The organism is Proteus sp. G4380 (assembly GCF_963885725.1).
In the GTDB taxonomy this organism is placed as follows: Bacteria; Pseudomonadota; Gammaproteobacteria; order Enterobacterales; family Enterobacteriaceae; genus Proteus; species Proteus mirabilis.
Map to the genome: position 1 here is coordinate 1 of NZ_CAWPAV010000134.1, position 25,142 is coordinate 25,142.

Below are 25,142 nucleotides of genomic sequence, written 5' to 3' on the forward strand. Positions count from 1 at the left end.
AACAAACAGTGTTTATACTACTGGGTTTAAGCAAGAAGCGGTCGCATTAGTCAGCGAACAAGGTTATAGCGTCCCAAAAGCGGTAGCTTCTTTAGGGATCACCGATAAATTACTTTATAGCTGGAAAGCAAAATTAGACGCTGAGTAATCAGGTAACAACTTGAACGCCAAAAATTAGATAAAAATCGTGATTTAATTGCTCAAAATTCAGGTGATTTTGATAACTCGTTTTGATAACTATTTGATAACCATTTCAAAATTGACAATAAAAAATGTGAACTAATAAGCTCTCGTTAACTATTTCTTAAATCAATAATTACATATGTTTGATAATCGCGTCACCGAACTCGCTACATTTCAGCAATTTAGCGCCGTCCATACCTTTAATGATTAAGTCAGCGGCTTCTGTCCAACCCATGAGGCATAGCATTATACCCATAATAATTATGTAACTTATTTAATAAATTATAATTACTGGTGGTGACAATCTTTTTTTATGTGATCTTGGTTTGTATGTAACTGGTTGATTTTTAGTTTGGGTTGAGGTGGTTTTGGGGAAGATACTTTAACTGATTGAGTGCTTATCAAGCTTGATATCAAGCATTCAAACCTATGATTTATATTAAATAATAGAAAGTAAAAATTTAATTAAAATAATTCACACTGAAAATAAATTAGGGATTTTTATTTAATTTGAATATTTTTCACTATACTAATGTAGTGAATATTTAAAAAAACAAAATAACAATTTATTATGCAATAGATTAAATCTGATTATCAGCTTTGAGAAAGGAGTGGATCTTATTCTGGGAATAAGTGACCTTATAATACATATTTAGTTAAGTTTACTTAGGTCATGGTTATCAATAATGCTTTATTATATCGTTTTCGTACAGTAAACAGGTAAACAAGTATGGATGGATGGAAAAAGCCCTTTACATTGGCAGAACAGATACAGTTATCTTTGAGTTTAGGTTATGAGGCAGTACCAGACCAAGAGGCTTACACGGGAGCATACTTCATTAAAAGTGGTAAGAAATGGATTTTTAACATTATCGGTCTCAAAAAGACGTTGAATATAACTTCAGATGATGAACTAAGAATGCAGGATTATGATGTTGATATGTATTTCGAAATTCACCAAAACTGGTCGCAATATCAAGATATGATTTTTGGAAACGACGATATTGCGCCTTCGCCCGAAAACGAACTTACTTCAATTTACCATGACCTACAGGTAACAAATGATTCTGGGGAAATGGTGTATTTGTCTGATGGAATGTGGTTGGATTCCAACGGTCGGATTGTACAACGCTAGCACTCAAACTCTTTTAGTGAGCTTCTGTAAGATCAGCAATCGATAATTGGTTATTAGTTTGCTGGTCTACCCCATTAAATTGTCTTCTTGTACTTTCTTCAAAGCATTGGCACTTTCCTTTTTAATCAACACATGACGGTGTTAGCAATATCATCTTTTGGCACTCATCACTCAGAACGATTTTAGGTCTGCTCTGAGCGAGGAGCGGACGTTACCCCCCACGTATAGGTCTTAAGATATTTGATAATTAATAGGTAGGAACAATTTTATTGGATGAATACTATGAATATATAATCTACTCAATTTATTTTTAATTTTGTGGGAAAACCATGTACTATTTTGCATATGGATCTAATATGTCTACTTCTCGGTTACAAGAAAGAGTTCCAAGTGCAGAGGCCCTTGGTTGCTTTGTGCTTGTCGGTCACGACTTAAGGTTCCATAAGTCTAGCAAGGATGGCTCTGGAAAATGTGATGCATATTTAACCCAAAACACTGACGACATTATATACGGTGTCTTGTTCAACATTGATCCAAAGGAAAAACCAGCGTTAGATAAAGCGGAAGGACTTGGATATGGTTACAATCAGAAAGAAATAACTGTTACAGCTTCCGATGGATCTTTAGTAACTGCAACAACCTATGTAGCAACGAAAATAGACGATAATCTAAAACCCTATTCATGGTATGTAAATCATGTATTAGTTGGTGCGAGAGATGCCTTACTTCCAGAACAATACATTCAAGAAAAGATAGCATCAATTGAGGCAATTGAAGATAGTAATAAAGAAAGAGACATGAAGCAACGTGCCATACATAGTTAAATAAAGTGCTTGAATAAAAATTAAAGATGTAGACACTTGCTTCATCTTGTTAGGCCATATGCGCAGCCTAATGTCAGAATTTAAAATCCGAAGCTTGAGCCTCATTATAAAGCTGTTTTAATAACGTATAACCAGAATCGTATTGACTTACCGCAAAGAAAAAATGGCGCCCATCGCTCTGTGTGATATTTAAACGCTGGACACCAACTTCTTGATTAAAATCAAAAGCATAATCCAATATTATATTCATCCCTTGGTATTCAGTTACAACTTTATCTTCATCCGAATAATATTTCCAACTAACAATACCATCCTGTGTCTCAGAAATTAATTGCTTTACAAAATTAGCCATCGTATTTGGTAACATATATTAATCCTCTGAATTTCTGAATGTATATTTCATTTGAAAATCTTGTTTTACAACGAGCAAAGCCTCTTGGATTTCTTTAATCTGAGCATTACCCAAAGGGTTAGAAGGAGTGATATGTCGGGTTGCAATTATTTTTTTTTCCAAATCGTTTAATATTCCCATTTTTGCATCAAATTCCTTTTTATCTTCTTTAGTCATGAAATAATTGGCGAGGCTTATGTGTAATTTTTTTGCTATAGTGAAATTGGCGACAAGGAGTGGGTATTTTTTTGTGACCAAATCGCTTAAACATTGTTCGTAAAATGAATTACACTCATGAGCATAGCTTATTCCCGTTGTATGTTTGAATCTCATAAGATTAAACATAGAGCGTACTTTTATACTCTTTGCAATGCTAGCGGCATATAATATTTCCATTATTGATATTAATAGAGCAATAATCGTCGCTACAGAGGCATAATATGAAAATAAATTCATACTTGTACTTGAGCTAACTATATCAACCTGGTAGGTATAACTAAATACAATAATGATGAGGCATATAATTGCATATACTATCCTAATCCAATTATCTTTAATTTTTTCGAACATTAAAGTTATCTCATTGAAAAATAGTGTATTTACTATTATGCGTCTTTCTTTTGCCTTATTCAAGCTTTCATATTGATTAGCAGAACAACGATTGACATACCATTGTGTTTTACGTCCGCTTCTGGCTGTGAGTTCAATTAATCAATGCAACGCTATCCTTAAATAAGGAGGGCATTGTTATGAAACCAAGAAAACGTATTTACTATACACCTGAACAGAAAGCGATTATTTGGGACAGATATAAGCAAGGTGATTCTTTACATGAGATCGCCAGAATGTTTGATAGATACCATTCTTCTATTATGCCCACTATTTATCAAACGGGGGGCTTCCGTCCTCCCGTCCGTAAACGCCACAGATTATCGCTTTCGCTTGATGAACGAGAAGAAATATCGAGAGGATTAGCAGAAAAGTGTAGTATCAGGGAGATAGCTAAAAAGATATCAAGAGCCCCTTCAACTGTTAGCCGTGAGATCCGCAGGCATGGTGGATTAACCAACTACCGTGCAGCAAAAGCGGATAAAAAAGCATGGGATAATGCCTTGAGACCTAAAGCTTGTAAGTTAAGTCAAAACCCTACATTGTGTAAAATAATCGCAGAAAAAATGCATCGAGGCTGGTCACCTGAGCAAATTGCTGGCTGGCTAAAACGTAATTATCCAGATGCTCAGGAGATGAATGTGTCTCACGAAACGATTTATAAAACACTTTTTATACAAACTCGGGGAACTTTAAAAAAAGAGCTACAGCAATATCTTAGAAGCAGAAGAACGGTACGAAAATCTAGAACCACATCACTTAAAGGAAAAGGATTAGGCTCAATCCCTAATGCCGTTCCTATAAGCGAAAGACCATCGACTGTTGCGGATAGAGCGATTCCAGGCCACTGGGAAGGGGAGCTAATTCAAGGCTCTAAAAATTCTTATATTGTCACTTTAGTAGAACGCCATTCACGTTATGTTATGCTAGCTAAAATCAGTGATAATAAAACAGCAACGGTGATAGCCGCTCTCATTAAACAGGCTCAGCAATTACCCTCTGAACTATATAAAACATTAACTTGGGACAGAGGTGTTGAAATGACCAATCATGCAGTATTTACTGTAGCGACAGATATCCAAGTCTACTTCTGCGATCCTCAGTCTCCGTGGCAACGTGGTTCAAACGAAAATACGAACAGATTGCTCAGACAATATTTTCCAAAAGGTACTGATTTATCCGTTCATAGCCAGCAAAGATTAAATAGCATCGCTAAACAACTCAACGAGAGGCCAAGAAAAACGCTAGGTTATGAATCACCAGCAGAACGATTTAACCAGTGTGTTGCATCCACCGGTTGAACTCACAGCACAAAGCCGACTACCAACGAATATATCCTTTTTTAGCGCTCTCTCGTACTCAATAACTAAACTAACCATCTAAACTCTTCTATCACCCACCATACTCCCTTACATCAATATAAAAATACTGCTTACCTAGTGAGGTTGTTGACATCTGTCCGGAGACTATCATGGAATGAGGGATAATACGGTTACCTCGTCCACAAAGAGTTATCCTAATTGTTTTTCCTCCCATCGAATCCATCATACCAATATGCCCAATTGTTGAGATTAATACCGTACAGGGGAAACCGACATCCACGCCATTCCAATTATTTCCTGTGAGTACAAAGTTATTTCCCTCTAATAAATTAAGCGGTCTTTGGCTTGAAGCGTGTGTAATAACACCTTTATGATAAATTTGAATTCCCCATTTTTGAGGATGAAGTGAAATATGATAAGAAGACTTCACAAATATATAGAGCTCATATTCTGCTGAATTACCTTGAATAGTATCAATTAAATTCACACACCACGCATTGTTTTCAGAAATCACTTCAGATAATCCACACTTTTAATTGTACTGTTTTGGGGAATAGTTTTGGTGGGGTTTTGGGGAAGAATTTTATAGTACAAAAAATAAACGGGAACTAATAAGCTCCCGTTAACTATTTATCAAATCAACAATTACATATGTTTAATAATCGCGTCACCGAACTCGCTACATTTCAGCAGTTTAGCGCCGTCCATTAGACGTTCGAAATCATAAGTAACGGTCTTCGCTTCGATCGCGCCTTCCATACCTTTAATGATTAAGTCAGCGGCTTCTGTCCAACCCATGTGGCGTAGCATCATCTCCGCGGAGAGAATAATAGAGCCTGGGTTAACTTTATCTTGTCCGGCATATTTTGGTGCTGTTCCGTGAGTCGCTTCAAATAATGCACACTCATCACCAATATTAGCGCCAGGAGCAATCCCAATACCACCAACTTGTGCTGCTAATGCATCAGAAATATAGTCGCCATTTAGGTTCATACAAGCGATAACATCATACTCGGCTGGGCGTAACAGGATTTGTTGTAAGAATGCATCTGCGATAACATCTTTAACAATAATATCTTTGCCTGATTTAGGGTTCTTAATTTTAACCCAAGGACCACCATCTAACAGCTCACCACCAAATTCTTCACGGGCTAATTCGTAACCCCAATCTTTAAAGGCACCTTCGGTAAATTTCATAATATTACCTTTATGCACCAATGTAACGGAGTCGCGATCGTTATCAATTGCATATTCAATCGCTGCGCGAACTAAACGTTTAGTCCCCTCTTCTGAACATGGCTTAATACCGATACCACAATCTTGTGGGAAGCGAATTTTGGTTACACCCATTTCATCTTGCAGGAACTTAATCACTTTATCAGCTTCTGCTGAGCCGGCTTTCCACTCAATACCGGCATAGATATCTTCTGAGTTTTCACGGAAGATAACCATATCCGTCAGTTCTGGGTGTTTTACTGGGCTTGGAGTGCCTTTGTAATAACGCACTGGGCGCAGGCAAACGTAAAGGTCGAGTTGTTGGCGTAGTGCCACATTTAATGAACGGATACCACCACCTACTGGTGTAGTAAGAGGACCTTTAATAGAAACACGATATTCACGAATAAGATCTAAGGTTTCTTCTGGCAGCCAAACATCTTTACCATAAATTTGTGTTGATTTTTCACCGGTGTAGACTTCCATCCACTCAATCTTACGTTCATTGCCGTAAGCTTTTTCAACCGCTGCATCAACAACTTTTAACATTGCTGGCGTGACATCGATACCGATACCATCCCCTTCGATATAAGGGATAACCGGATTATTTGGAACAACAAGCTTACCTTTAGCATCTAATGTAATTTTAGCACCATTAGCCGGAACAACTACTTTGCTTTCCATTTACCTCTCCTTTCATGTAAGCGCACGCTTTGTTAATTTTTTGTAAGAGACCTGTCAATACTACTTGATTATTCAGCTAACGCCAATCGCTTCTCTTTTAAGGTATAATCAATCTCCCATTTTTGACAAAAAATAGCTATGGCAAATCAATTTAACAATAGATCGAAACTACGCAAATCTCACGCACTAGCAGGACAAAAAAAACCTTCTCGCCCTAGAGGTGAGCGTAAAGTGATTATCTTTAATAAACCCTTTGATGTTCTTGTGCAATTTACCGATGACAGCGGTAGAAAAACACTAAAAGATTTTATCCCCATTCCTGATATTTATGCGGCAGGACGGTTAGATAGAGATAGTGAAGGTCTGTTAGTATTAACAAATGATGGCAAATTACAGGCCAAATTAACTCAACCAAATAAAAAAACAGGGAAAGTCTACTATGCTCAAGTAGAAGGCATTCCCACAGAGATAGCGTTACAACAATTTCGTGAAGGACTTAACCTAAAGGATGGGAAAACACTACCTGCAAAAATTGAAAGGGTAGAACAGCCAACGTGGGTTTGGGAGCGATTTCCACCTATTAGAGAGCGTCAATCTATTCCGACTAGCTGGTTAAAAATCACCTTATTTGAAGGAAAAAACCGCCAAGTTAGACGTATGACTGCCCATATTGGTTATCCCACATTACGCTTAATTCGTTTTAGCATGGGAAATATTACCTTGGATAATCTATTACCGGGTCAATGGAAGGAGATTAATTTTGTTTAAACCACATGTCACTGTTGCTTGTATTGTTCATGCAAACAATAAATTTTTAGTTGTTGAAGAAACGGTAAATGGCAAAGCCACATGGAATCAACCCGCAGGACATTTAGAAGCAAATGAAACCCTGATCCAAGCGGCACAACGAGAGTTATGGGAAGAAACCGGTTTAACCTTGCCGGTACAATATTTTTTGAAATTACATCAGTGGGTGGCACCGGACAATACGCCATTTTTGCGTTTTTTATTTTTGATAGAAGCACCAGAACAATTAGCCACACAACCACATGACGATGATATTAATGGCTGCTACTGGGTGACCGCGCAAGAGATAATCAATAGCCAACAATTACGTTCACCGCTGGTAAAAGAAAGTATTCTTTGTTATCAACAAAATGAACGTTATCCACTCTCTTTACTGGATAGCTTTGGTTCAACATTTGCCTCTTAACAATGACTTTCATAGTTAAGAAGGCAAAAAATGTATTCGTTTGATGCACCCTTGATAGTGATATGGTAAAGTATGGCGCTTATTTTTCCGCAGTGAGATCCATTCATGTCAGATAACAGCCAAAAAAAAGTCATCGTTGGAATGTCCGGTGGCGTAGATTCATCCGTCTCAGCCTATCTTCTTAAGGAACAGGGATATCAGGTCGTTGGTCTGTTTATGAAGAACTGGGAAGAAGATGACGATACAGAATATTGCTCAGCTTCTGCCGACCTTGCCGACGCGCAAGCCGTGTGCGATAAGCTTGGCATAGAACTTCACACTATCAATTTTGCCGCTGAATATTGGGATAATGTATTTGAACACTTTTTATCTGAATATAAAGCTGGCCGCACCCCTAATCCCGATATTCTATGTAATAAAGAGATAAAATTTAAAGCGTTTTTAGAATATGCAGCTGAAGATTTAGGGGCCGACTATATTGCAACGGGCCACTATGTTCGTCGCCGTGATATTGATGGTAAAAGCCAATTACTGCGCGGTGTTGATAACAACAAAGATCAAAGCTACTTCTTATATACATTAAGTCATCAGCAAATCGCCCAAAGCCTTTTCCCTGTCGGTGAAATGGAAAAACCTGAGGTGAGAAAAATTGCCGAGAAGCTTGATTTAGCCACCGCGAAGAAAAAAGACTCTACGGGGATCTGCTTTATCGGTGAACGCAAGTTTACTGATTTCTTATCGCGCTATTTACCTGCCAAACCGGGTCCTATCGTCACCGTAGATGGCGAAACCATTGGTGAACATCAAGGGTTGATGTATCACACCTTAGGTCAACGTAAAGGTCTGGGTATCGGTGGCACAAAAGAAGGTAGCGAAGATCCTTGGTATGTAGTCGATAAAGATGTTGCAAATAACATATTAATTGTCGCACAAGGTCATGAACACCCTCGATTAATGTCCGTAGGCTTAATTGCTCAACAACTTCATTGGGTCGCAAGAGAGCCTATTACCGAAGCTTTTCGTTGCACGGTGAAAACACGATATCGCCAAGCTGATATTCCGTGTACAGTAACACCATTAGATGAAGATAAAATTGAAGTCCGTTTTGACTATCCTGTTGCTGCTGTTACACCAGGGCAATCGGCCGTTTTCTATCAAGACGAAGTCTGTTTAGGTGGCGGTATTATTGAAACACGTATTCAGGAGTAGATGTGGCTAAAGATTTTCGTGATATTACCCTTGCACTGGCAGGTATCTGCCAGGCAAGTCGTCTTGTTCAGCAAATTGCTTATCAAGGGAATGCAGACGAGAAAGATGTTGAAGTCATGGTTAACAGCATTTTTAATATCAACCCAACTTCAACCTTGGATGTTTATGGTAATCAAATAAGTCATTTGAAATTAGGTTTTCAAACCATAAAAGCTATCCATCAAGCGGTAAGAAGAGAAAAACTCACGTTTGAGTTGATGACTTATCAACAAGGCCTGATTAACCTTGAACGTATCATCAACAAAAATAACGATTACAGTTCGCATTTGTCACAAAAAATATCTCAACTTGAACGACAAAAAAATTATTTTGAACCGCTTTCTGACGGATTATTTAATGCTCTCGCTGGCGTTTATAGTGATGCGGTCAGCCCTGTAGGGCCAAAAATTCAAGTTAATGGTTCGATTGAGTTGCTTAAAAACCCTATTATTCAAGCCAAAGTTCGTGGATTACTTCTGACAGGTCTTCGTAGTGCCGTACTTTGGCGTCAAGTAGGTGGTCGCCGTTTTGATTTTTTACTCCATCAAAAAACCATCTTACGACAAACTGATGATTTTCTCGCTCAATGTTAATACTTTAAAATTCAACCTGGGAGTTGCCAACAATGGAATTATCTTCGCTGACAGCGATTTCACCGATTGACGGTCGTTACGGTAGTAAAACCTCGTCGTTACGGACTATTTTTAGTGAATTCGGTCTTTTGAAATTCCGTGTACAGGTAGAAGTTCGCTGGCTACAAAAGCTAGCATCTTGCACCGACATTAAAGAAGTTCCCGCCTTTGAACAAAACGCAATCGATTACCTTGACGCAATTGTTGCTAACTTCAATGAAGATGATGCTGCTCGTATCAAAACTATCGAGCGCACCACCAATCATGATGTGAAAGCGGTTGAATATTTCTTAAAAGAAAAAGTGGCAGCTATCCCTGCACTACAGCAAGTTTCTGAGTTTATTCACTTCGCTTGTACTTCTGAAGATATTAATAATTTATCCCATGCCATCATGTTAGAAACAGCACGCCAAGAAGTGCTACTACCTGCATGGCGCGAGCTTATTGATACTATCAGTAAAATGGCGCAAGCATATCGTGATTTACCCCTGCTTTCTCGTACTCACGGACAACCGGCAACACCTTCAACGGTAGGAAAAGAGTTTGCAAACGTTGCATACCGTATGGAGCGTCAATATCGCCAACTTACTCAAGTAGAAATTTTAGGTAAAATTAATGGTGCAGTAGGTAACTATAATGCTCACCTAGCTGCCTATCCTGAAGTTGATTGGCACCAATTTAGTGAAGAATTTGTTACTTCATTGGGGATCACATGGAACCCATATACTACGCAAATTGAGCCACACGACTATATTGCCGAGCTTTTTGATTGCATCAGCCGCTTTAATACAATTTTAATTGATTTTGACCGTGATATTTGGGGTTATATCGCTCTTAATCACTTCAAACAGAAGACCATTGCCGGTGAGATTGGCTCATCAACAATGCCTCATAAAGTGAATCCTATCGATTTTGAAAACTCTGAAGGTAATCTAGGTTTAGCTAATGCCGTTATGGGGCATCTTTCCAGCAAATTACCTGTTTCGCGTTGGCAACGTGATTTAACTGACTCAACCGTACTACGTAACCTAGGTGTCGGTATCGGTTATGCATTAATCGCTTACCAATCAACCATGAAAGGCTTAAATAAATTAGAAGTTAATGAAAGTCATCTTCGTGAAGAGTTAGATAGCAACTGGGAAGTTCTTGCTGAACCAATCCAAACGGTTATGCGTCGCTATGGTATTGAAAAACCTTATGAAAAACTTAAAGAGTTAACTCGTGGTAAACGGATCACGGCACAAGATATGGTTGTGTTTATTGACGGTTTAGCGCTACCAGAACAAGAAAAAGCACGCTTAAAAGCGATGACACCTGAAAGCTATATTGGTTTTGCCAGTCAACTTGTTGATAAATTAGATTAATTTATCCCATACTTAAAAGGCAGATAATCTCTGCCTTTTTTTATATCGATTACCCGTCCTAAATAAGATAAAAACTATCTATAACTTAAACACATTGTCCGTTACGGTATTCTTTAGGTGCTAGATTGACTATCATTATCTTAATTTCTCTTACAGCAACTGATTTTTACTGATGTACACAAGGTGGAATATGCGGATCTTAATTATTGAAGATAATATCTTACTTCGCCATCATTTATCTGTGCAGTTTCGCGATGCAGGACATCAAGTTGATGCAGCACAGGATGCGAAAGAAGCCGATCACTTTATCGCAGAAAGTACACCTGATGTCGCCATTGTTGATTTAGGTCTTCCTGATGAAGATGGTATCAGCCTTATTCGTCGATGGCGGGAAAATAATATTACTATTCCCATTATGGTATTAACGGCTCGAGAAAGCTGGCAGGAAAAAGTGACCGCATTAAATGCCGGTGCTGATGATTATGTGACAAAGCCTTTTCATTTTGAAGAGATCGTGGCACGCGTTCAGGCATTAATGCGAAGAAACATGGGCATTGCATCACAAATACTGACTATTGCCCCTTTTGAGTTGGATTTATCACGTAAAGAGTTCATGATCTTAGGTGAGCAAATCAAGCTCACTGCATTCGAATATACTATTTTAGAAACATTAATGCGTAATCAAAACAAAGTGGTGAGCAAAGATGTACTAATGCGCCAACTTTATCCTGATGCAGAGCAGCGAGAAAGTCATACCATTGATGTGCTTATGGGGCGTCTGCGCAAAAAAATTCTCCAAAAATATGATAATGATGTCATTGTAACTGTACGTGGACAAGGTTATCGTTTTGATATGAAAGCTTAATATGCATAAAAAACAACGTTCGCCCTTCTCTTTACGAACAAGATTTTTACTTGCCACCAGCGCCATTATTTTAGCACTGACACTCTCTTATGGTTTGGTTGCCATAGTCGGTTCTATTGTCAGTTTTGATAAAACGACTTTTATGCTAATGCGCAGCCAAAGTAATCTCTACTATAGCTTAGCGCAATGGAAAGATGGGCAATTGCAGATTGAATTTCCGACTAACCTCAATAACAACAACACATCGCTGGTGGTTATCTTCGACGAGAAAGGCAATGTGCTATGGACGCCAACGGATTTACCTCAGGTGATCCCAAACAGTATCGCGCCAAAATGGCGCAATAAAGAAGGCTTATTTGAAATTAGTGTGAATGTTAAAACGACACGTTTTATGTTACAGCAACTGCCTCAATATCGTGCCTATCTAAAAAAACTCAACGAATATTCAAGTAATGATACCTTAACGCATTCCGTGGTTATTAATCACTATCCTGCGGCGGATAATATGCCTTATCTATCCATTGCGGTTATCGATCCTATTCCTCAAAGTCTGCAAAATGTAAGTAGAGTCTGGGATTGGTTTCTCTATATATTACTGGCTAATTTTCTTTTGGTGATCCCATTAATTTGGTTAGCAGCCCATTGGAGTTTAAGACCGATTAAATCCATTATTGAGCAGATTAGTGCGTTGGAAAAAGGCACTCGCGATAATTTAGATGAAAATCCCCCTAAAGAGCTCAAAGGATTAGTTTATAATCTCAACATTTTATTGCGTAATGAACGCAATCGTTATAGTAAATACCGTACCAGTTTATCTGATCTGACCCATAGCTTAAAAACCCCCCTTGCTGTTTTACAATCAACATTACGTGCTCTACGTGCTGGCAAACAAATGTCTATAGAACAAGCTGAGCCAATTATGCAAAGTCAAATTGAACGAATTTCACAGCAAGTTGGTTATTATTTACATCGAGCTTCTCTTCACGGCGATCACGATATAACAACACGCAAGCTCCACTCTTTATCAGGCTTACTTGACAATCTTTGTAGTGCACTTAATAAGGTCTATCAATCCAAAGGCGTTGATATAACGTTAAATGTTTCCCCTGAAATGATGTGGTTAGGTGAAAAGAATGATTTTATGGAAGTCATGGGAAATGTACTTGATAATGCTTGTAAGTACTGCTTAGAGTTTGTCGAGATCAATGTAAGTCATGATGACAATTGTGTGATTATCACCGTAGATGATGATGGCCCAGGAGTCAGCCCAGAAAAAAGGGAGCTTATTTTTCAGCGTGGTACACGTGCAGATACATTGCGCCCAGGACAAGGCTTAGGATTATCAATTGCTGTTGATATTATTGAGCAATATAACGGTGATATCACCATTACCGATAGTCCATTAGGGGGGGCGAGACTCATCGTCACCTTTGCTGAGCAACAACTCACTACTGAAATAGAGTAACGCTCTTCTCTATCAACTTATATTATTGCTGATTTAATTTAGGTCTTATCACAATAAGATTGCGAGATGTATGATAACTACGCAGTTGTCAGTATATTACTCGTTATTACTCACATTGCACCAAGGAATGTTTAGCAGGAAGTTGTAATTCATTATATGATATTTTTAGGCTTCCCAAATTCAGGAAATACACAATGGACTATAAACTTAATTTAGATTGGCAATCATTTTTAGAAAGCCATTGGCAAAAACGTCCTTTATTAATCAAAAACGGCTTCTCTGGTTTTATTGATCCTTTATCTCCTGATGAACTTGCGGGTCTTGCAATGGAAGATGAAGTGGATAGCCGTCTTGTGAGTTGTCAAGATGGGCAATGGGGAGTTAAACATGGGCCTTTTGAGCACTTTGAAGGTTTGGGCGATAAAGATTGGTCGTTATTAGTTCAAGCGGTCGATCACTGGCATTTTCCAAGTGCGGCATTGATGAAACCTTTTCGTGTGTTGCCCGATTGGCGTATTGATGATTTGATGATCTCTTACTCTGTTCCCGGAGGCGGTGTGGGTCCTCATCTTGATCAATATGACGTATTTATTATTCAAGGGCAAGGTCGTCGTCGTTGGCGTGTGGGTGAGAAAATCCCAATGAAACAGCACTGTCCTCACCCGGATTTACTTCAAGTTGATCCTTTTGACGCCATTATCGATGAAGAATTAGAGCCGGGTGATATTCTGTATATTCCACCTGGATTTCCTCATGAAGGTTATGCCATTGAAGAATCACTAAACTATTCTGTTGGCTTTAGAGCACCTAATGCACGAGAGCTATTTAGCGGTTTTGCTGACTATGTTTTAGCAAATGACTTAGGAAGCTACCGTTACAGTGATCCTGATCTTACTCCTCGAGATAATCCGGCATTAGTCCAGCATCAAGAATTAAATAAGTTGCATGATATGATGGAAGACTTACTTGCCCAACCCGAAGTCTTCCGTCATTGGTTTGGGGAGTTTATTTCTCAATCTCGCCATGAACTTGACTTGGCCATTCCTGAACCTTTATATGAAAATGCTGAGATCCACGATTTACTGCAACAAGGTGAACAACTTCATCGTTTAAACGGTATTCGCGCACTGCGTGTTGGTGATAGTTGCTTTGTTAATGGTGAATTAATGGATACTCATCATATTGAAGCTGCAGATGCCCTTTGCCAATATGATTGTATTGATAAACAACATTTAGGTGATGCTTTAGCAGATCCAAAATTTATACGCTTATTGACGCATCTTGTTAACCAAGGCTATTGGTATTTTGAAGATTAAGTATAAATAAACTATTTTTATACAAACACACCCAGCTAATTATAGCTGGGTGTTATTTTAACTATGTTAATAAACAGTAACTGTTATCTTATTAAATAATACATTGCCTCTTTTAGTAACGTTCTTGTGCCATAAAATAACCACGGCAAAACGATAAAGAACGCACTCTGTAGCCCTAGAAGTAACCAGGTATGCTTATCATTTGATAAATATAAAGAAAATATAATAAGATGGGTAATTAAAAAATAGATGAAAACGATAATAAACGATGCTTTATACTCTTGTTTACTAAGAGTATTATCACTGGTTATCGGTATTTTTTTACACAGACATTCTGATCTTGTTTGTTTTATTATTATTTTGGAGAGTACAGCCATTACGCAAATATCCTTATATCATTTTATTTAGATTATAAAGAATATTATTTGAAATAATCGTCCAATAACTTATAAAAAACAAACTTATTTTTAAAGTTTAATTTTAAATAATATGAAAACAAACCCTATATTTAAAATATAAAGATAAAATAATAGCCGAGATTGTCGGCTATTATGGGGCAATTATTTTACATAACTGCTCTATTAACAAATAACTTTTGCTTTTTCTCTTTCGGCAGTAATTTCAGCAATTCGCATAATAACACTTACTGCGGCCTCCATACCTTCTAAAGAGATAAATTCATGTTTGCCATGAAAATTATAACCACCCGTGAAGATATTTGGGCAAGGTAATCCACGGTAAGAAAGCTGAGCACCGTCTGTACCACCACGAATAGGCTTAATATCAGGTTCAATATCACAATCAATCATTGCTTGTTTTGCAATATCAATAACATGTGGATACTGAACCACTTTATCATGCATATTGTAGTAGCTATCATCAATAGTTAGTTCAATATAGCAATCAGGATGTAGACCTTTACCTACTTTTTCAGCAATCGTGATCATGTTTTGTTTACGCTTTTCAAACTGATTGCGATCAAAATCACGAATAATATAGTGCATTTCGGCTCTTTCCACCGTACCTTTAATACTTTGTAGGTGATAAAAACCTTCATAGCCTTCTGTGTTTTCAGGGGTCTCTTCAACAGGTAATTCTTGGTGAATACGCGAAGCGAGTCCTAACGCATTTACCATCACGCCTTTGGCACTACCGGGATGAACATTATTACCAACGATTTTAATACTCACAGAAGCGGCATTGAAATTTTCATATTCCAATTCGCCCACACCACCACCATCAACGGTATATGCCCAGTTAGCACCAAATGCTTTTAGGTCGACATAATGTGCACCACGCCCTATCTCTTCATCCGGCGTAAATGCAATACGGATATCACCATGAGGTCGATTTTGTGCTTTTAAACGTACCATCGCAGTGACTATCTCTGCGATACCGGCTTTATCATCAGCACCTAATAGAGTTTTACCATCCGTTGTAATTAATGTTTTACCAATCATTGAGTGTAAAATTGGAAACATAACCGGTGATAATACTTCATCACCAATACCTAGCGCGATATCACCACCACGGTAATCTTCAAGCACTTGAGGTTTTACATGTTTACCTGAAAAATCAGGTGAAGTATCAAGATGGGAAATAAAGCCAATAACAGGTACAGGCCAAGATACGTTAGAGGGCAAACTCGCCATAACGCATCCTTTATCACTGAGTGTCACATCAGAAAAACCCAGTTTTTTTAATTCTTGTACCAGTGCCTTCGCTAATTTTAGCTGACCATCGCTACTTGGTGACATTTTCGATGATGGTTTCGATTGTGTATCAAAACTAATGTATTCAAAAAACCGTTCTAATAATTTATCCATTTTGCCCCCTAAATCTCTCTAATAACAATAATAGGGAACTCTATAAAATAATTATTGCGTCAAATCAGCTTTAGGATCATTAATTAAATCAAACAATTTATGGACATATGCATCAACCACTTGGCTCGCGGGGCCATAATGTTTTTCTTCAAACTCACTCTCCACTAAGCTAGGTTCAAGGTTAAGCTCAACCGTGTGAGCCCCTGTCAACCGTGCTTCATGGACAAACCCAGCCGCAGGATAGACATTCCCCGAAGTGCCAATAGCGATAAAGAGATCTGCCTGTGCTAAAGCGTGATAAATTTCATCCATGCCGATTGGCATTTCACCAAACCAAACAATATGCGGACGTAGAGGAGAGGGAAATTGGCAGCAATGGCAATAATCTGTCGTTGATAAATCCCCTTTCCATTCAAAAACTTGACCTGATTGCGGACAGCGGACTTTCAATAACTCACCATGCATATGGAGAATATGTTTACTCCCTGCTTTTTCATGTAAGTTATCAATATTCTGCGTGACCAGCAGGAAATTGTCCTTTCCTAGATATTGCTCAAGTTTTGCTAATGCATAATGTGCTTCATTAGGTTGAATTGAAGGTTGTTGTAATTGACGACGGCGCTCATTGTAAAACTGCTGAACCAGTTTAGGGTTGCGGTGATATCCCTCTGGCGTTGCCACATCTTCAACGCGATGCTCTTCCCACAATCCATCTTCTGATCGAAAGGTTTTTATACCTGATTCAGCCGAAATGCCCGCCCCGGTTAGCACCACTACTTTGGGTAAATTCATTTCATGTTCCGTTTTATGGGTTAAATGAAAATAACGACAACGTGAGTGTTGTCTACGTAAACTTTTTATCTTACGAAACTTCCTAAGCCGACGATGACGAAGTTTAAGTTTCATCATGGCAATCCTTGGTTTTTATATTTAACAATCAATAAAAATTGATAACTTTACTGTCTTATTTCCGTTTATATCCATTTTATGTCAATAAACTTACTGTCCACTTAAAATTCTAGCAGGATCGAGTTTAGTTGCTCGACGAGCAGGATACCAACTAGCAATCAAACTCAAAATAACCGTCGTCAAAAATACGGAGAAAACATCAATTGCATGTATTTCTGAAGGTAAGAAATCGACAAAATAGACATCTCCTGATAGCACACTATGCCCTGTCATGGATTCAATTACCGAGACAATAGGGGTTAAATTTAGTGAGACAACTACCCCCATAATAACACCGGCCACGCATCCGATCATGCCTGACAACAGTCCGTACCATAAGAAAATATTGCGAATATGGCTATCTCTTGCACCTAACGTTCGTAAAATAGCAATATCTCCGCTCTTATCTCTTACCGCCATAATCAGCGTCGAGACAATATTAAAACAAGCAACCCCAATCACTAAAATCATTGAGAGATACATAATGCTGCGGATCATCTGAATATCGCTATACATATAACCATAATCGCTAATCCAGCTTTTAGCATAAACATAGGCTTGGCTATTTAAGCCTGCATTATGAATAATTTCATTAGCTAGAAATGGATCGCTTGTTTTCACTTCAATACCCGTAATTCCTTTGCCGTAATCAAGATACTGTTGCGCATCTGCCAATGGAATTAACGCTAATTGGTGATCGAGCATACCACTGAGTTTAAATATGCCACTGACTTGTAAACGAATGCGTTTAGGTTGTAATAGCTTTTTCGGATCATCATTGTTAGGGATCAGAATAGTTAACCAATCACCTTGTTTGATTTTTAAGGCATCGGCAACACCTTGGCCAATAATGATTTGTTGTTGACCCGCTTGAAAATGTTGCCATGCATTATTTTGCACATAGCTCGGTAATAAACTGATATCACTTTGTTTATTCGGTTCAACCCCCATCACTTGTACCGCTTTTAATTCTGTTCCTTTTTCAAGTAATCCGGTTAATAAAATATAGGGGGCAGCAGCAACAACACCCTCAGTATTTTCAATCCGAGATAGTGCCGGTTGCCAAGATATAAAGGGTTGTTCTACCGAATAAATTTGTCCATGGGGAACCACAGAAAGAATGCGGTTTTTTAATTCACGTTCAAAACCGTTCATGGCACTTAATCCGATAATCAATACCGCTACACCCAACATAATGCCCAGCGTTGAGATAATCGAAATTAATGACACCATACCAGCACGTTTTCGTCCTTTTGAAAAACGTAATGCGGTAACTAAAGCAAGTGGCAACTGCGCCATTATTCCACTCCTGAAATCGCTTCTTGAGACTCTAATTGACCATCTTTCATTTCAAGTTGACGTTGAAAGCGTGCCGCGAGAGATAAATCATGAGTAACAACCAAAAAGGCAGTTTTCTTTTCTTTATTTAATTTCATGAGTAATTCGAAAATACCTTCCGCATTTTTTTGGTCAAGATTACCTGTCGGCTCATCGGCTAAAACTAACGCCGGATCGTTTACTAAGGCTCTAGCAATAGCAACACGTTGTCTTTCTCCCCCAGATAACTCAGAAGGACGATGATGTGCACGAGCAGTTAATCCTACGGCATCAAGTAAAGACATCGCTTTCTGTTTAGCCTTTACTGCACTCATTCCACCAATCATTAAAGGCATTGCAACATTTTCTAATGCAGTAAAATCAGGTAACAAATGGTGGAATTGGTAGATAAAACCCAATTGAGTATTACGTAAATCCGCTTTTGCCGTTGAAGTTAATTTATTGAGCGATTGCCCTTTAAATATCACTTCACCTGAGGTTGGAGAGTCTAAACCACCCAATAAATGTAATAGGGTACTTTTACCTGAACCTGAGCTGCCGACAATCGCCATAAAATCACCTTGATTGATCGCGAAAGAGACGGATTTTAAGACTTGTGTTGAAATAGCACCATCTTGATACTGCTTACAAAGTGCATGACATTGTAATAAAGGGGTATTACTCATAACGTAGCGCCTCTGCTGGCTGAATAGTTGCGGCCCGCCAAGACGGGTATAAAGTCGATAATAGTGAAATCACAATAGCGGCAAAACCAATCATAAAGACTCGGCTCCACTCTAAAGTCGCGGGTAATTCTACCCCATGAGGAATAAGCCCTACCGCAGGCATAATCACATTTAGTTGGCTTGATAGTAACGCCCCTAACAAACCTCCCGCAATAGCACCTAAAATACCGGCACCTGCCCCTTGTAGCATAAAGATAGACATTATCTGTGAACGCTTTAACCCCATGGTTTGTAATATTGCCACTTCACCTTGTTTTTCCATCACCAGTAATGAAAGCGAAGTAATAATATTAAACGCGGCGACCGCAATAATTAGGCTTAATAATAAGCCCATCATATTTTTTTCCATTTTCACTGCTTGGAAAAACTCGCCCTTTCGTTCACGCCAATCTTTCCAACTTAAACCTGCTGGCAAAGGTTCAGCACTGTATTTTTCAATATTAAGGGGGGTTGAGAAGAATAGACGCCATCCGGTAATATTGCCGGGTTGATAGCGCATCAAACGCGCCGCATCTTGTTGATTGACTAGAAGTTGAGAAGCATCAGCATCACCGCCACTTTGGAAAATACCTTTGACTGTAAACAGTCGTTGGCTAGGCACTCGGCCCATTGGGGTGAGTTGGCTTACGCCGGGAACAATAAGGCGAATGCTATCCCCTTCTTTGGTTTTTAGCTGTTTAGCTAAACCACTACCGAGGATCACACCATATTCTCCCGGTTTTAATAACGAGAAATCGCCATAGCGAATAAACTGTGTTAGGGGTTCATCTTGTGCTTTATCAATCCCTAACATCACGCCAACACCGATATTATCTTTACTTTGTAATACCACATCCCCTTCAACTAAAGGAACGACATTGATAACATCTTCTCGTTTTAATAACATTTGTGCAGTACTATCTTGTTTGGGTAGCTGCCCATTGGGTGTTGTGATAACAGCTTGTGGAATATAGGCCAAAATGCTGTTTTGTAATGAGCGTTCAAAGCCATTCATCACAGAAGTCACTGTGATCAATGCCGCAACACCCAGCATAATCCCTAAAGCGGATAGCCATGAGACGAATCGACCAAATTTGTCGACTGCGCGACCCCGCATATAACGGAGCCCTATAAAAAATGAGACAGAATTGTACATGAAAACTGTGCTGTTCCTGTTGCTAATGCTAAGTGTTCAGGGATAATAAAGGGTAGTCTTACTGAATGGAACCACTCTATTCCCAAACTGTGGTTTTTTCTTTTATCTTAACCTGCCCGCCAGTTTAAGCTTTGGCGATGTCGCTAAAGATGTGTTGGGAGTTAACTACAACCAAGAGTTCACATTACACGCTTATGTCCTCAGAATATCGTTATCAACTTCCTGTAAAACAAGGGGATACTCGCCAGCTGGGTCAGCTGACAGGTGCCGCTTGCGCCCTAGAATGTGCAGAAATCATCAAACGTCATGCTGGATTAGTCGTTCTTGTCACTCGTGATATGCAAAATGCACTGCGTTTACAAGATGAAATCCGTCAGTTTTGTGATTATCCTGTAGAGACATTATCTGATTGGGAAACATTGCCTTACGACAGTTTTTCTCCCCATCAAGAAATAATCTCTAACCGCCTTTCTACGCTATACCGTATTCCATCACTTCTCAAGGGAATTTTAATCTTACCCGTCAATACGTTAATGCAAAAAGTCTGCCCAACAGATTATCTCGCAAGTCATGCATTAATAATGAGTAAAGGAGAGCAACTTTCTCGCGACAATTTACGCAAAACATTTGATGAGGCGGGTTATCGTCATGTAGAACAAGTGTTAGAGCATGGCGAGTATGCAACACGCGGCGCATTACTTGACCTATTCCCGATGGGCAGTGAATTTCCTTATCGAATTGACTTTTTTGATGATGAGATAGATAGCCTAAGAACTTTTGATGTTGATACGCAACGCACCTTAACAGAAGTCGAGCAGATCAAACTATTACCGGCTCATGAGTTTCCAACTGATCCTAATGCGATTGAACTCTTTCGTAGCCAATGGCGTGAACGTTTTGAAGTAAGACGTGATCCTGAACATATCTATCAACAAGTAAGTAAGCAAGTATTACCCGCAGGAATTGAATACTGGCAACCGCTCTTTTTTAGTCAGCCATTATCCAATTTATTTGCTTATTTCCCACAAAACACCTTAATTGTGACGCAAGATCTGCAAGATTGCGCTGATAAATTTTGGCAAGATATCAACCAACGTTATGAAAGCCGTCGTGTTGATCCCATGCGGCCATTACTGCCACCAGATGATATTTGGCTTAATGTCGAAACGCTCAATCAACAGTTAAAACAGTGGCCACGTATTCAACTTAAAACGCAAGCACTGCCGGAAAAAGCGGGTTATACCAATTTAGGTTATCAACCACTGCCTGATTTATCAGTCAATGCGCAAAGTAAATCACCGCTTGATAATCTACGCCGTTTCCAAGAGCAATTTTCTGGCAGTATTGTTTTTTCGGTTGAAAGTGAAGGTCGGCGGGAAACCGTTCAAGAGCTCTTATCTAGAATTAAAATTGCCCCCAAACAAATTATTGAATTAGCGGATGCTAAAGAGAAAGGGTGTTATTTTATTATTGGCTCTGCAGAGCATGGCTTTATTGACAATTATCGTCAGTTAGCGCTGATCTGCGAAAGTGATATGTTAGGTGAGCGAGTCCACCGTCGCCGTCAAGATAATCGTCGCACCATCAATACCGATACACTGATCCGCAATCTGGCAGAATTAAGTCCCGGACAACCTGTTGTCCATCTTCAGCATGGGGTGGGTCGTTATCAAGGTATGACTACCTTAGAAGCGGGTGGCGTAAAAGCAGAGTACTTGATCCTCTCGTATGCGGGAGATGACAAACTCTATGTTCCTGTTTCGTCACTGCATTTGATCAGTCGCTACTCTGGTGGGGCGGATGAAAATGCGCCTCTTCATAAATTAGGGGGTGATGCTTGGACTCGTGCGCGCCAAAAAGCAGCTGAAAAAGTGCGTGATGTGGCGGCGGAATTATTAGATGTCTACGCTCAACGAGCCGTTAAATCTGGTTTTGCGTTTAAATTAGATAAAGAACAATATCACACTTTCCGCCAAAGCTTCCCCTTTGAAACCACACCCGATCAAGAGATGGCGATTAATGCCGTATTAAGTGATATGTGCCAAGCCATTGCCATGGATAGGCTAGTATGTGGTGATGTTGGTTTTGGTAAGACAGAAGTTGCTATGCGTGCGGCATTTCTTGCAATAAGCAACAATAAGCAAGTGGCTATTTTGGTGCCTACTACCCTACTGGCTCAACAACACTTTGAAAACTTTCGTGATCGCTTTGCTAATTGGCCGGTCAATATTGAGATGATCTCACGTTTTCGTAGTGCCAAAGAGCAACAGCAGATCACCGAAAAATTAGCAGAAGGCACCATTGATATCGTTATTGGTACACATAAATTATTACAACCGGGTATTCAATGGAAAGACTTAGGGTTATTAATTGTTGATGAGGAGCATCGCTTCGGTGTACGTCATAAAGAGCGTATTAAAGCAATGCGTGCCAATGTCGATATATTAACCTTAACGGCCACCCCTATTCCTCGTACGCTAAATATGGCGATGAGTGGTATGCGTGATCTGTCAATTATTGCCACCCCACCCGCTCGCCGTTTATCCGTTAAAACATTTGTCCGAGAATATGATGATCTGGTTGTTAGAGAGGCTATCTTGCGTGAAACATTACGTGGCGGGCAAGTGTACTATTTATATAACGATGTTGAAAATATAGAGAAAGCGCGTGATAGGCTAGCACAGTTAGTACCTGAAGCTCGTATTGGTATTGGCCATGGGCAAATGCGTGAACGTGAGCTTGAACGTGTGATGAACGATTTTCACCATCAACGATTTAATGTATTGCTCTGCACCACCATTATAGAAACGGGTATTGATATTCCGAGTGCCAATACCATTATTATTGAACGTGCTGATCACTTTGGTTTAGCGCAACTACACCAATTACGTGGACGCGTTGGTCGCTCTCACCATCAAGCCTATGCTTATCTATTAACCCCTCATCCCAAAGCAATGACTAAAGATGCCCATAAACGCTTAGAAGCGATTGCCTCCCTAGAAGATCTCGGCGCAGGTTTTGCTTTAGCCACACATGATCTAGAAATTCGTGGTGCGGGAGAGTTATTAGGTGAAGAGCAAAGCGGTCAAATGAATACCGTTGGCTTCTCTTTATATATGGAGTTACTAGAAAGTGCCGTTGAAGCATTAAAAGAGGGTCGAGAGCCATCATTAGAAGATCTGACCAATCAGCAAACCGAAATTGAATTAAGAATGCCAGTGCTATTGCCCGATGACTATATTCCTGATGTCAATGTAAGACTCTCTTTCTATAAACGTATTGCCAGTGCCAAAGACTTAAATGAACTTAATGATCTAAGGGCAGAGCTTATTGATAGATTCGGCACCTTACCTGATGCAGGACGCAACTTATTACGTAATGCGGCTATTCGATTAAGCGCCATGAGTTTAGGTATATCTCGCATTGAAGCCCATGACAAAGGTGGCTTTATTGAGTTTGGTGAAAAAAATAATGTCGACCCGACTTATTTAATCGGTTTATTGCAAGAGCAACCGAGCGTCTTCCGTTTAGATGGCCCTACCAAATTGAAATTTATGATAAGCCTAACCGATCGAGAAAAACGACTCACTTTTATCGACGATATGCTCACCGCTTTTAGTGAACACAAAATAAACGCATTGTCTGTTTAGATAATAAAATGCAAAAAGGCCTAACATAATAAATATTAGGCCTTTTTTATCTTATCAGTTATCAGCGTTAATGCTAAAAAGAAAACCGTTACTCTTTACGGCAAGGAATATTTTCATTCATAGAACAATATGGCTCTTGCTCCAAAACAAGTCGGCCATCGCTATCTAGCGCGATGATATCGCCCGGTTTAAATGTCGTTCTCACTTTACCCGGTGTACCATCAATTGTGTAAAGCACATCATAACCGATAACTCGCCTTTCTTGGCGGTAAATGGGAATACATTCTCTAAATTGAGCATAAGGGAAGTGAGCAATACTTTTATTGTTTAGCGCTTCTATCATATAGAAAACACGGCACTCTTGCTCTGCGGGATGAAAACGCGATAATTTTTCTGGTGTAAATTGTGTAGGCAGTCCAATACGATGGCAATACTCTTCTGTCACAAAAACGGTTGATTTAATCGGTGTTGCTGAAACCACATGGGCAAATTGTGGCCGTGGAAATATCCACTTCCAAGCGACAAATAAAAGAATAGCTAATACAAGGATTAGTCCTATTAGTGTGAACTTTTTGCTATCAACACTCACTTTTTCCCCTTTTTATGCGTTTATCCCTATTTTACTATTTTTTTGTTATAAGCGGATTTCACTCTTTTATCACAACGTTGTAATTCAATATGTTGAATGAATAAGCTTATATGAAAAAATATATTATTACGTCCTTGCTGATTAACATCATAAGTAAACTATGTACTTATAACATGGTAAATACACCACTAATTATTGTTTTAATCAGTTAATTAAATACGCGCTATTTTCTAATTATTTTCAAAAAAATTAAGAATGAACTTAAATATTTCTTATCTCATCAATGAAATCTAATTTCATTTACATATTTATAAATATAGCGTAATGATAACATCAAGTTAACAAATGTAATCTCTTTTAAGAAACTTCTTCATTAACCTTTACATAGCCGATTTGCTTTTCACTATGCGTAACAGACTGGTTTGTACATAAAGATAATAAAAATAATAGATTAAATACATGTTT

General features: G+C 38.9%; 22 protein-coding genes and 2 pseudogenes. 13 read left to right on the plus strand and 11 right to left on the minus strand.

The window, feature by feature from the left end:
• Positions 1-139: pseudogene (locus tag AACU98_RS18465) on the plus strand (transposase); the annotation flags it as partial.
• A 177-nt stretch (positions 140-316) separates the two neighbouring features.
• Here the strand turns inward: AACU98_RS18465 and AACU98_RS12085 are convergent.
• A pseudogene (locus AACU98_RS12085) lies at positions 317-454 on the minus strand (NADP-dependent isocitrate dehydrogenase); the annotation flags it as partial.
• A gap of 459 nt (positions 455-913) precedes the next feature.
• Here AACU98_RS12085 and AACU98_RS12090 point away from each other — a divergent pair.
• Complete coding sequence (locus AACU98_RS12090) at positions 914-1,318, plus strand: hypothetical protein (RefSeq protein ID WP_161734784.1); 405 nt, start codon at positions 914-916, stop codon at positions 1,316-1,318.
• Positions 1,319-1,647: 329 nt separating this feature from the next.
• Positions 1,648-2,142 carry a gamma-glutamylcyclotransferase family protein gene (locus tag AACU98_RS12095; RefSeq protein ID WP_161734787.1) on the plus strand — a complete coding sequence of 165 codons (495 nt, stop codon included), beginning with the start codon at positions 1,648-1,650 and terminating at the stop codon, positions 2,140-2,142.
• Positions 2,143-2,215: 73 nt separating this feature from the next.
• Here AACU98_RS12095 and AACU98_RS12100 read toward each other — a convergent pair whose 3' ends face one another.
• The gene (locus tag AACU98_RS12100) at positions 2,216-2,509 is read right to left on the minus strand and encodes a hypothetical protein (protein WP_161734790.1); all 294 of its coding nucleotides are present in this window, start codon (positions 2,507-2,509) and stop codon (positions 2,216-2,218) included.
• 3 nt (positions 2,510-2,512) lie between these two features.
• Positions 2,513-3,103, minus strand: a complete 591-nt coding sequence (locus tag AACU98_RS12105; RefSeq protein WP_161734793.1) for a hypothetical protein — start codon at positions 3,101-3,103, stop codon at positions 2,513-2,515.
• 179 nt (positions 3,104-3,282) lie between these two features.
• Here AACU98_RS12105 and AACU98_RS12110 point away from each other — a divergent pair, with 179 nt between their 5' ends.
• Positions 3,283-4,443, plus strand: coding sequence for an IS30 family transposase (locus AACU98_RS12110; protein WP_161734796.1), 1,161 nt, complete (start codon positions 3,283-3,285; stop codon positions 4,441-4,443).
• 91 nt (positions 4,444-4,534) lie between these two features.
• Here the strand turns inward: AACU98_RS12110 and AACU98_RS12115 are convergent, their stop codons facing one another.
• The gene (locus AACU98_RS12115) at positions 4,535-4,894 is read right to left on the minus strand and encodes a hypothetical protein (protein ID WP_273816232.1); all 360 of its coding nucleotides are present in this window, start codon (positions 4,892-4,894) and stop codon (positions 4,535-4,537) included.
• A 215-nt stretch (positions 4,895-5,109) separates the two neighbouring features.
• Positions 5,110-6,363: an NADP-dependent isocitrate dehydrogenase gene (icd, locus tag AACU98_RS12120; RefSeq protein WP_004247120.1), complete on the minus strand. Its 1,254-nt coding sequence runs from the start codon at positions 6,361-6,363 to the stop codon at positions 5,110-5,112.
• 138 nt (positions 6,364-6,501) lie between these two features.
• Between icd and rluE the strand changes: the two genes are divergently transcribed.
• From rluE to AACU98_RS12160, 8 genes are all read left to right on the plus strand, one after another.
• A complete protein-coding gene (gene rluE, locus AACU98_RS12125; protein ID WP_004247841.1) occupies positions 6,502-7,131 on the plus strand; it encodes a 23S rRNA pseudouridine(2457) synthase RluE in 630 nt (209 codons plus the stop codon).
• Positions 7,124-7,576, plus strand: a complete 453-nt coding sequence (locus AACU98_RS12130) for an NUDIX hydrolase (RefSeq protein ID WP_004247118.1) — start codon at positions 7,124-7,126, stop codon at positions 7,574-7,576. Before rluE ends, AACU98_RS12130 begins: the two co-directional genes overlap by 8 nt.
• A gap of 105 nt (positions 7,577-7,681) precedes the next feature.
• The gene (gene mnmA / locus AACU98_RS12135; RefSeq protein WP_004247117.1) at positions 7,682-8,785 is read left to right on the plus strand and encodes a tRNA 2-thiouridine(34) synthase MnmA; all 1,104 of its coding nucleotides are present in this window, start codon (positions 7,682-7,684) and stop codon (positions 8,783-8,785) included.
• A gap of 2 nt (positions 8,786-8,787) precedes the next feature.
• On the plus strand, positions 8,788-9,417 hold the full coding sequence (hflD, locus tag AACU98_RS12140) for a high frequency lysogenization protein HflD (protein WP_004247840.1): 630 nt from the start codon (positions 8,788-8,790) through the stop codon (positions 9,415-9,417).
• A 32-nt stretch (positions 9,418-9,449) separates the two neighbouring features.
• Positions 9,450-10,820, plus strand: a complete 1,371-nt coding sequence (gene purB / locus AACU98_RS12145) for an adenylosuccinate lyase (protein ID WP_012367768.1) — start codon at positions 9,450-9,452, stop codon at positions 10,818-10,820.
• Between the two features lie 190 nt (positions 10,821-11,010).
• The gene (phoP, locus tag AACU98_RS12150; protein ID WP_004247114.1) at positions 11,011-11,685 is read left to right on the plus strand and encodes a two-component system response regulator PhoP; all 675 of its coding nucleotides are present in this window, start codon (positions 11,011-11,013) and stop codon (positions 11,683-11,685) included.
• Between the two features lies 1 nt (position 11,686).
• Positions 11,687-13,150 carry a two-component system sensor histidine kinase PhoQ gene (gene phoQ, locus AACU98_RS12155; RefSeq protein WP_004251833.1) on the plus strand — a complete coding sequence of 488 codons (1,464 nt, stop codon included), beginning with the start codon at positions 11,687-11,689 and terminating at the stop codon, positions 13,148-13,150.
• Positions 13,151-13,344: 194 nt separating this feature from the next.
• Positions 13,345-14,466, plus strand: a complete 1,122-nt coding sequence (locus AACU98_RS12160) for a ribosomal protein uL16 3-hydroxylase (protein WP_004247112.1) — start codon at positions 13,345-13,347, stop codon at positions 14,464-14,466.
• 581 nt (positions 14,467-15,047) lie between these two features.
• Here the strand turns inward: AACU98_RS12160 and pepT are convergent.
• From pepT to lolC, 5 genes are all read right to left on the minus strand, one after another.
• Positions 15,048-16,292 carry a peptidase T gene (pepT, locus tag AACU98_RS12165; protein ID WP_004247111.1) on the minus strand — a complete coding sequence of 415 codons (1,245 nt, stop codon included), beginning with the start codon at positions 16,290-16,292 and terminating at the stop codon, positions 15,048-15,050.
• A 51-nt stretch (positions 16,293-16,343) separates the two neighbouring features.
• The gene (gene cobB / locus AACU98_RS12170; protein ID WP_004247834.1) at positions 16,344-17,201 is read right to left on the minus strand and encodes a Sir2 family NAD+-dependent deacetylase; all 858 of its coding nucleotides are present in this window, start codon (positions 17,199-17,201) and stop codon (positions 16,344-16,346) included.
• Between the two features lie 90 nt (positions 17,202-17,291).
• On the minus strand, positions 17,292-18,539 hold the full coding sequence (lolE, locus tag AACU98_RS12175; protein ID WP_004247833.1) for a lipoprotein-releasing ABC transporter permease subunit LolE: 1,248 nt from the start codon (positions 18,537-18,539) through the stop codon (positions 17,292-17,294).
• A complete protein-coding gene (gene lolD / locus AACU98_RS12180; RefSeq protein ID WP_004247832.1) occupies positions 18,539-19,243 on the minus strand; it encodes a lipoprotein-releasing ABC transporter ATP-binding protein LolD in 705 nt (234 codons plus the stop codon). Before lolD ends, lolE begins: the two co-directional genes overlap by 1 nt.
• Positions 19,236-20,438: a lipoprotein-releasing ABC transporter permease subunit LolC gene (gene lolC / locus AACU98_RS12185; RefSeq protein ID WP_012367767.1), complete on the minus strand. Its 1,203-nt coding sequence runs from the start codon at positions 20,436-20,438 to the stop codon at positions 19,236-19,238. Before lolC ends, lolD begins: the two co-directional genes overlap by 8 nt.
• Positions 20,439-20,632: 194 nt before the next feature.
• On the opposite strand from lolC, the gene mfd reads away from it, so the two are divergent.
• Complete coding sequence (mfd, locus tag AACU98_RS12190) at positions 20,633-24,088, plus strand: transcription-repair coupling factor (RefSeq protein ID WP_017628384.1); 3,456 nt, start codon at positions 20,633-20,635, stop codon at positions 24,086-24,088.
• 88 nt (positions 24,089-24,176) lie between these two features.
• Here the strand turns inward: mfd and umoD are convergent, their stop codons facing one another.
• Positions 24,177-24,677: a flagellar biogenesis regulator UmoD gene (umoD, locus tag AACU98_RS12195; protein WP_004247102.1), complete on the minus strand. Its 501-nt coding sequence runs from the start codon at positions 24,675-24,677 to the stop codon at positions 24,177-24,179.
• Between the last annotated feature and the right edge of the window lie 465 nt (positions 24,678-25,142).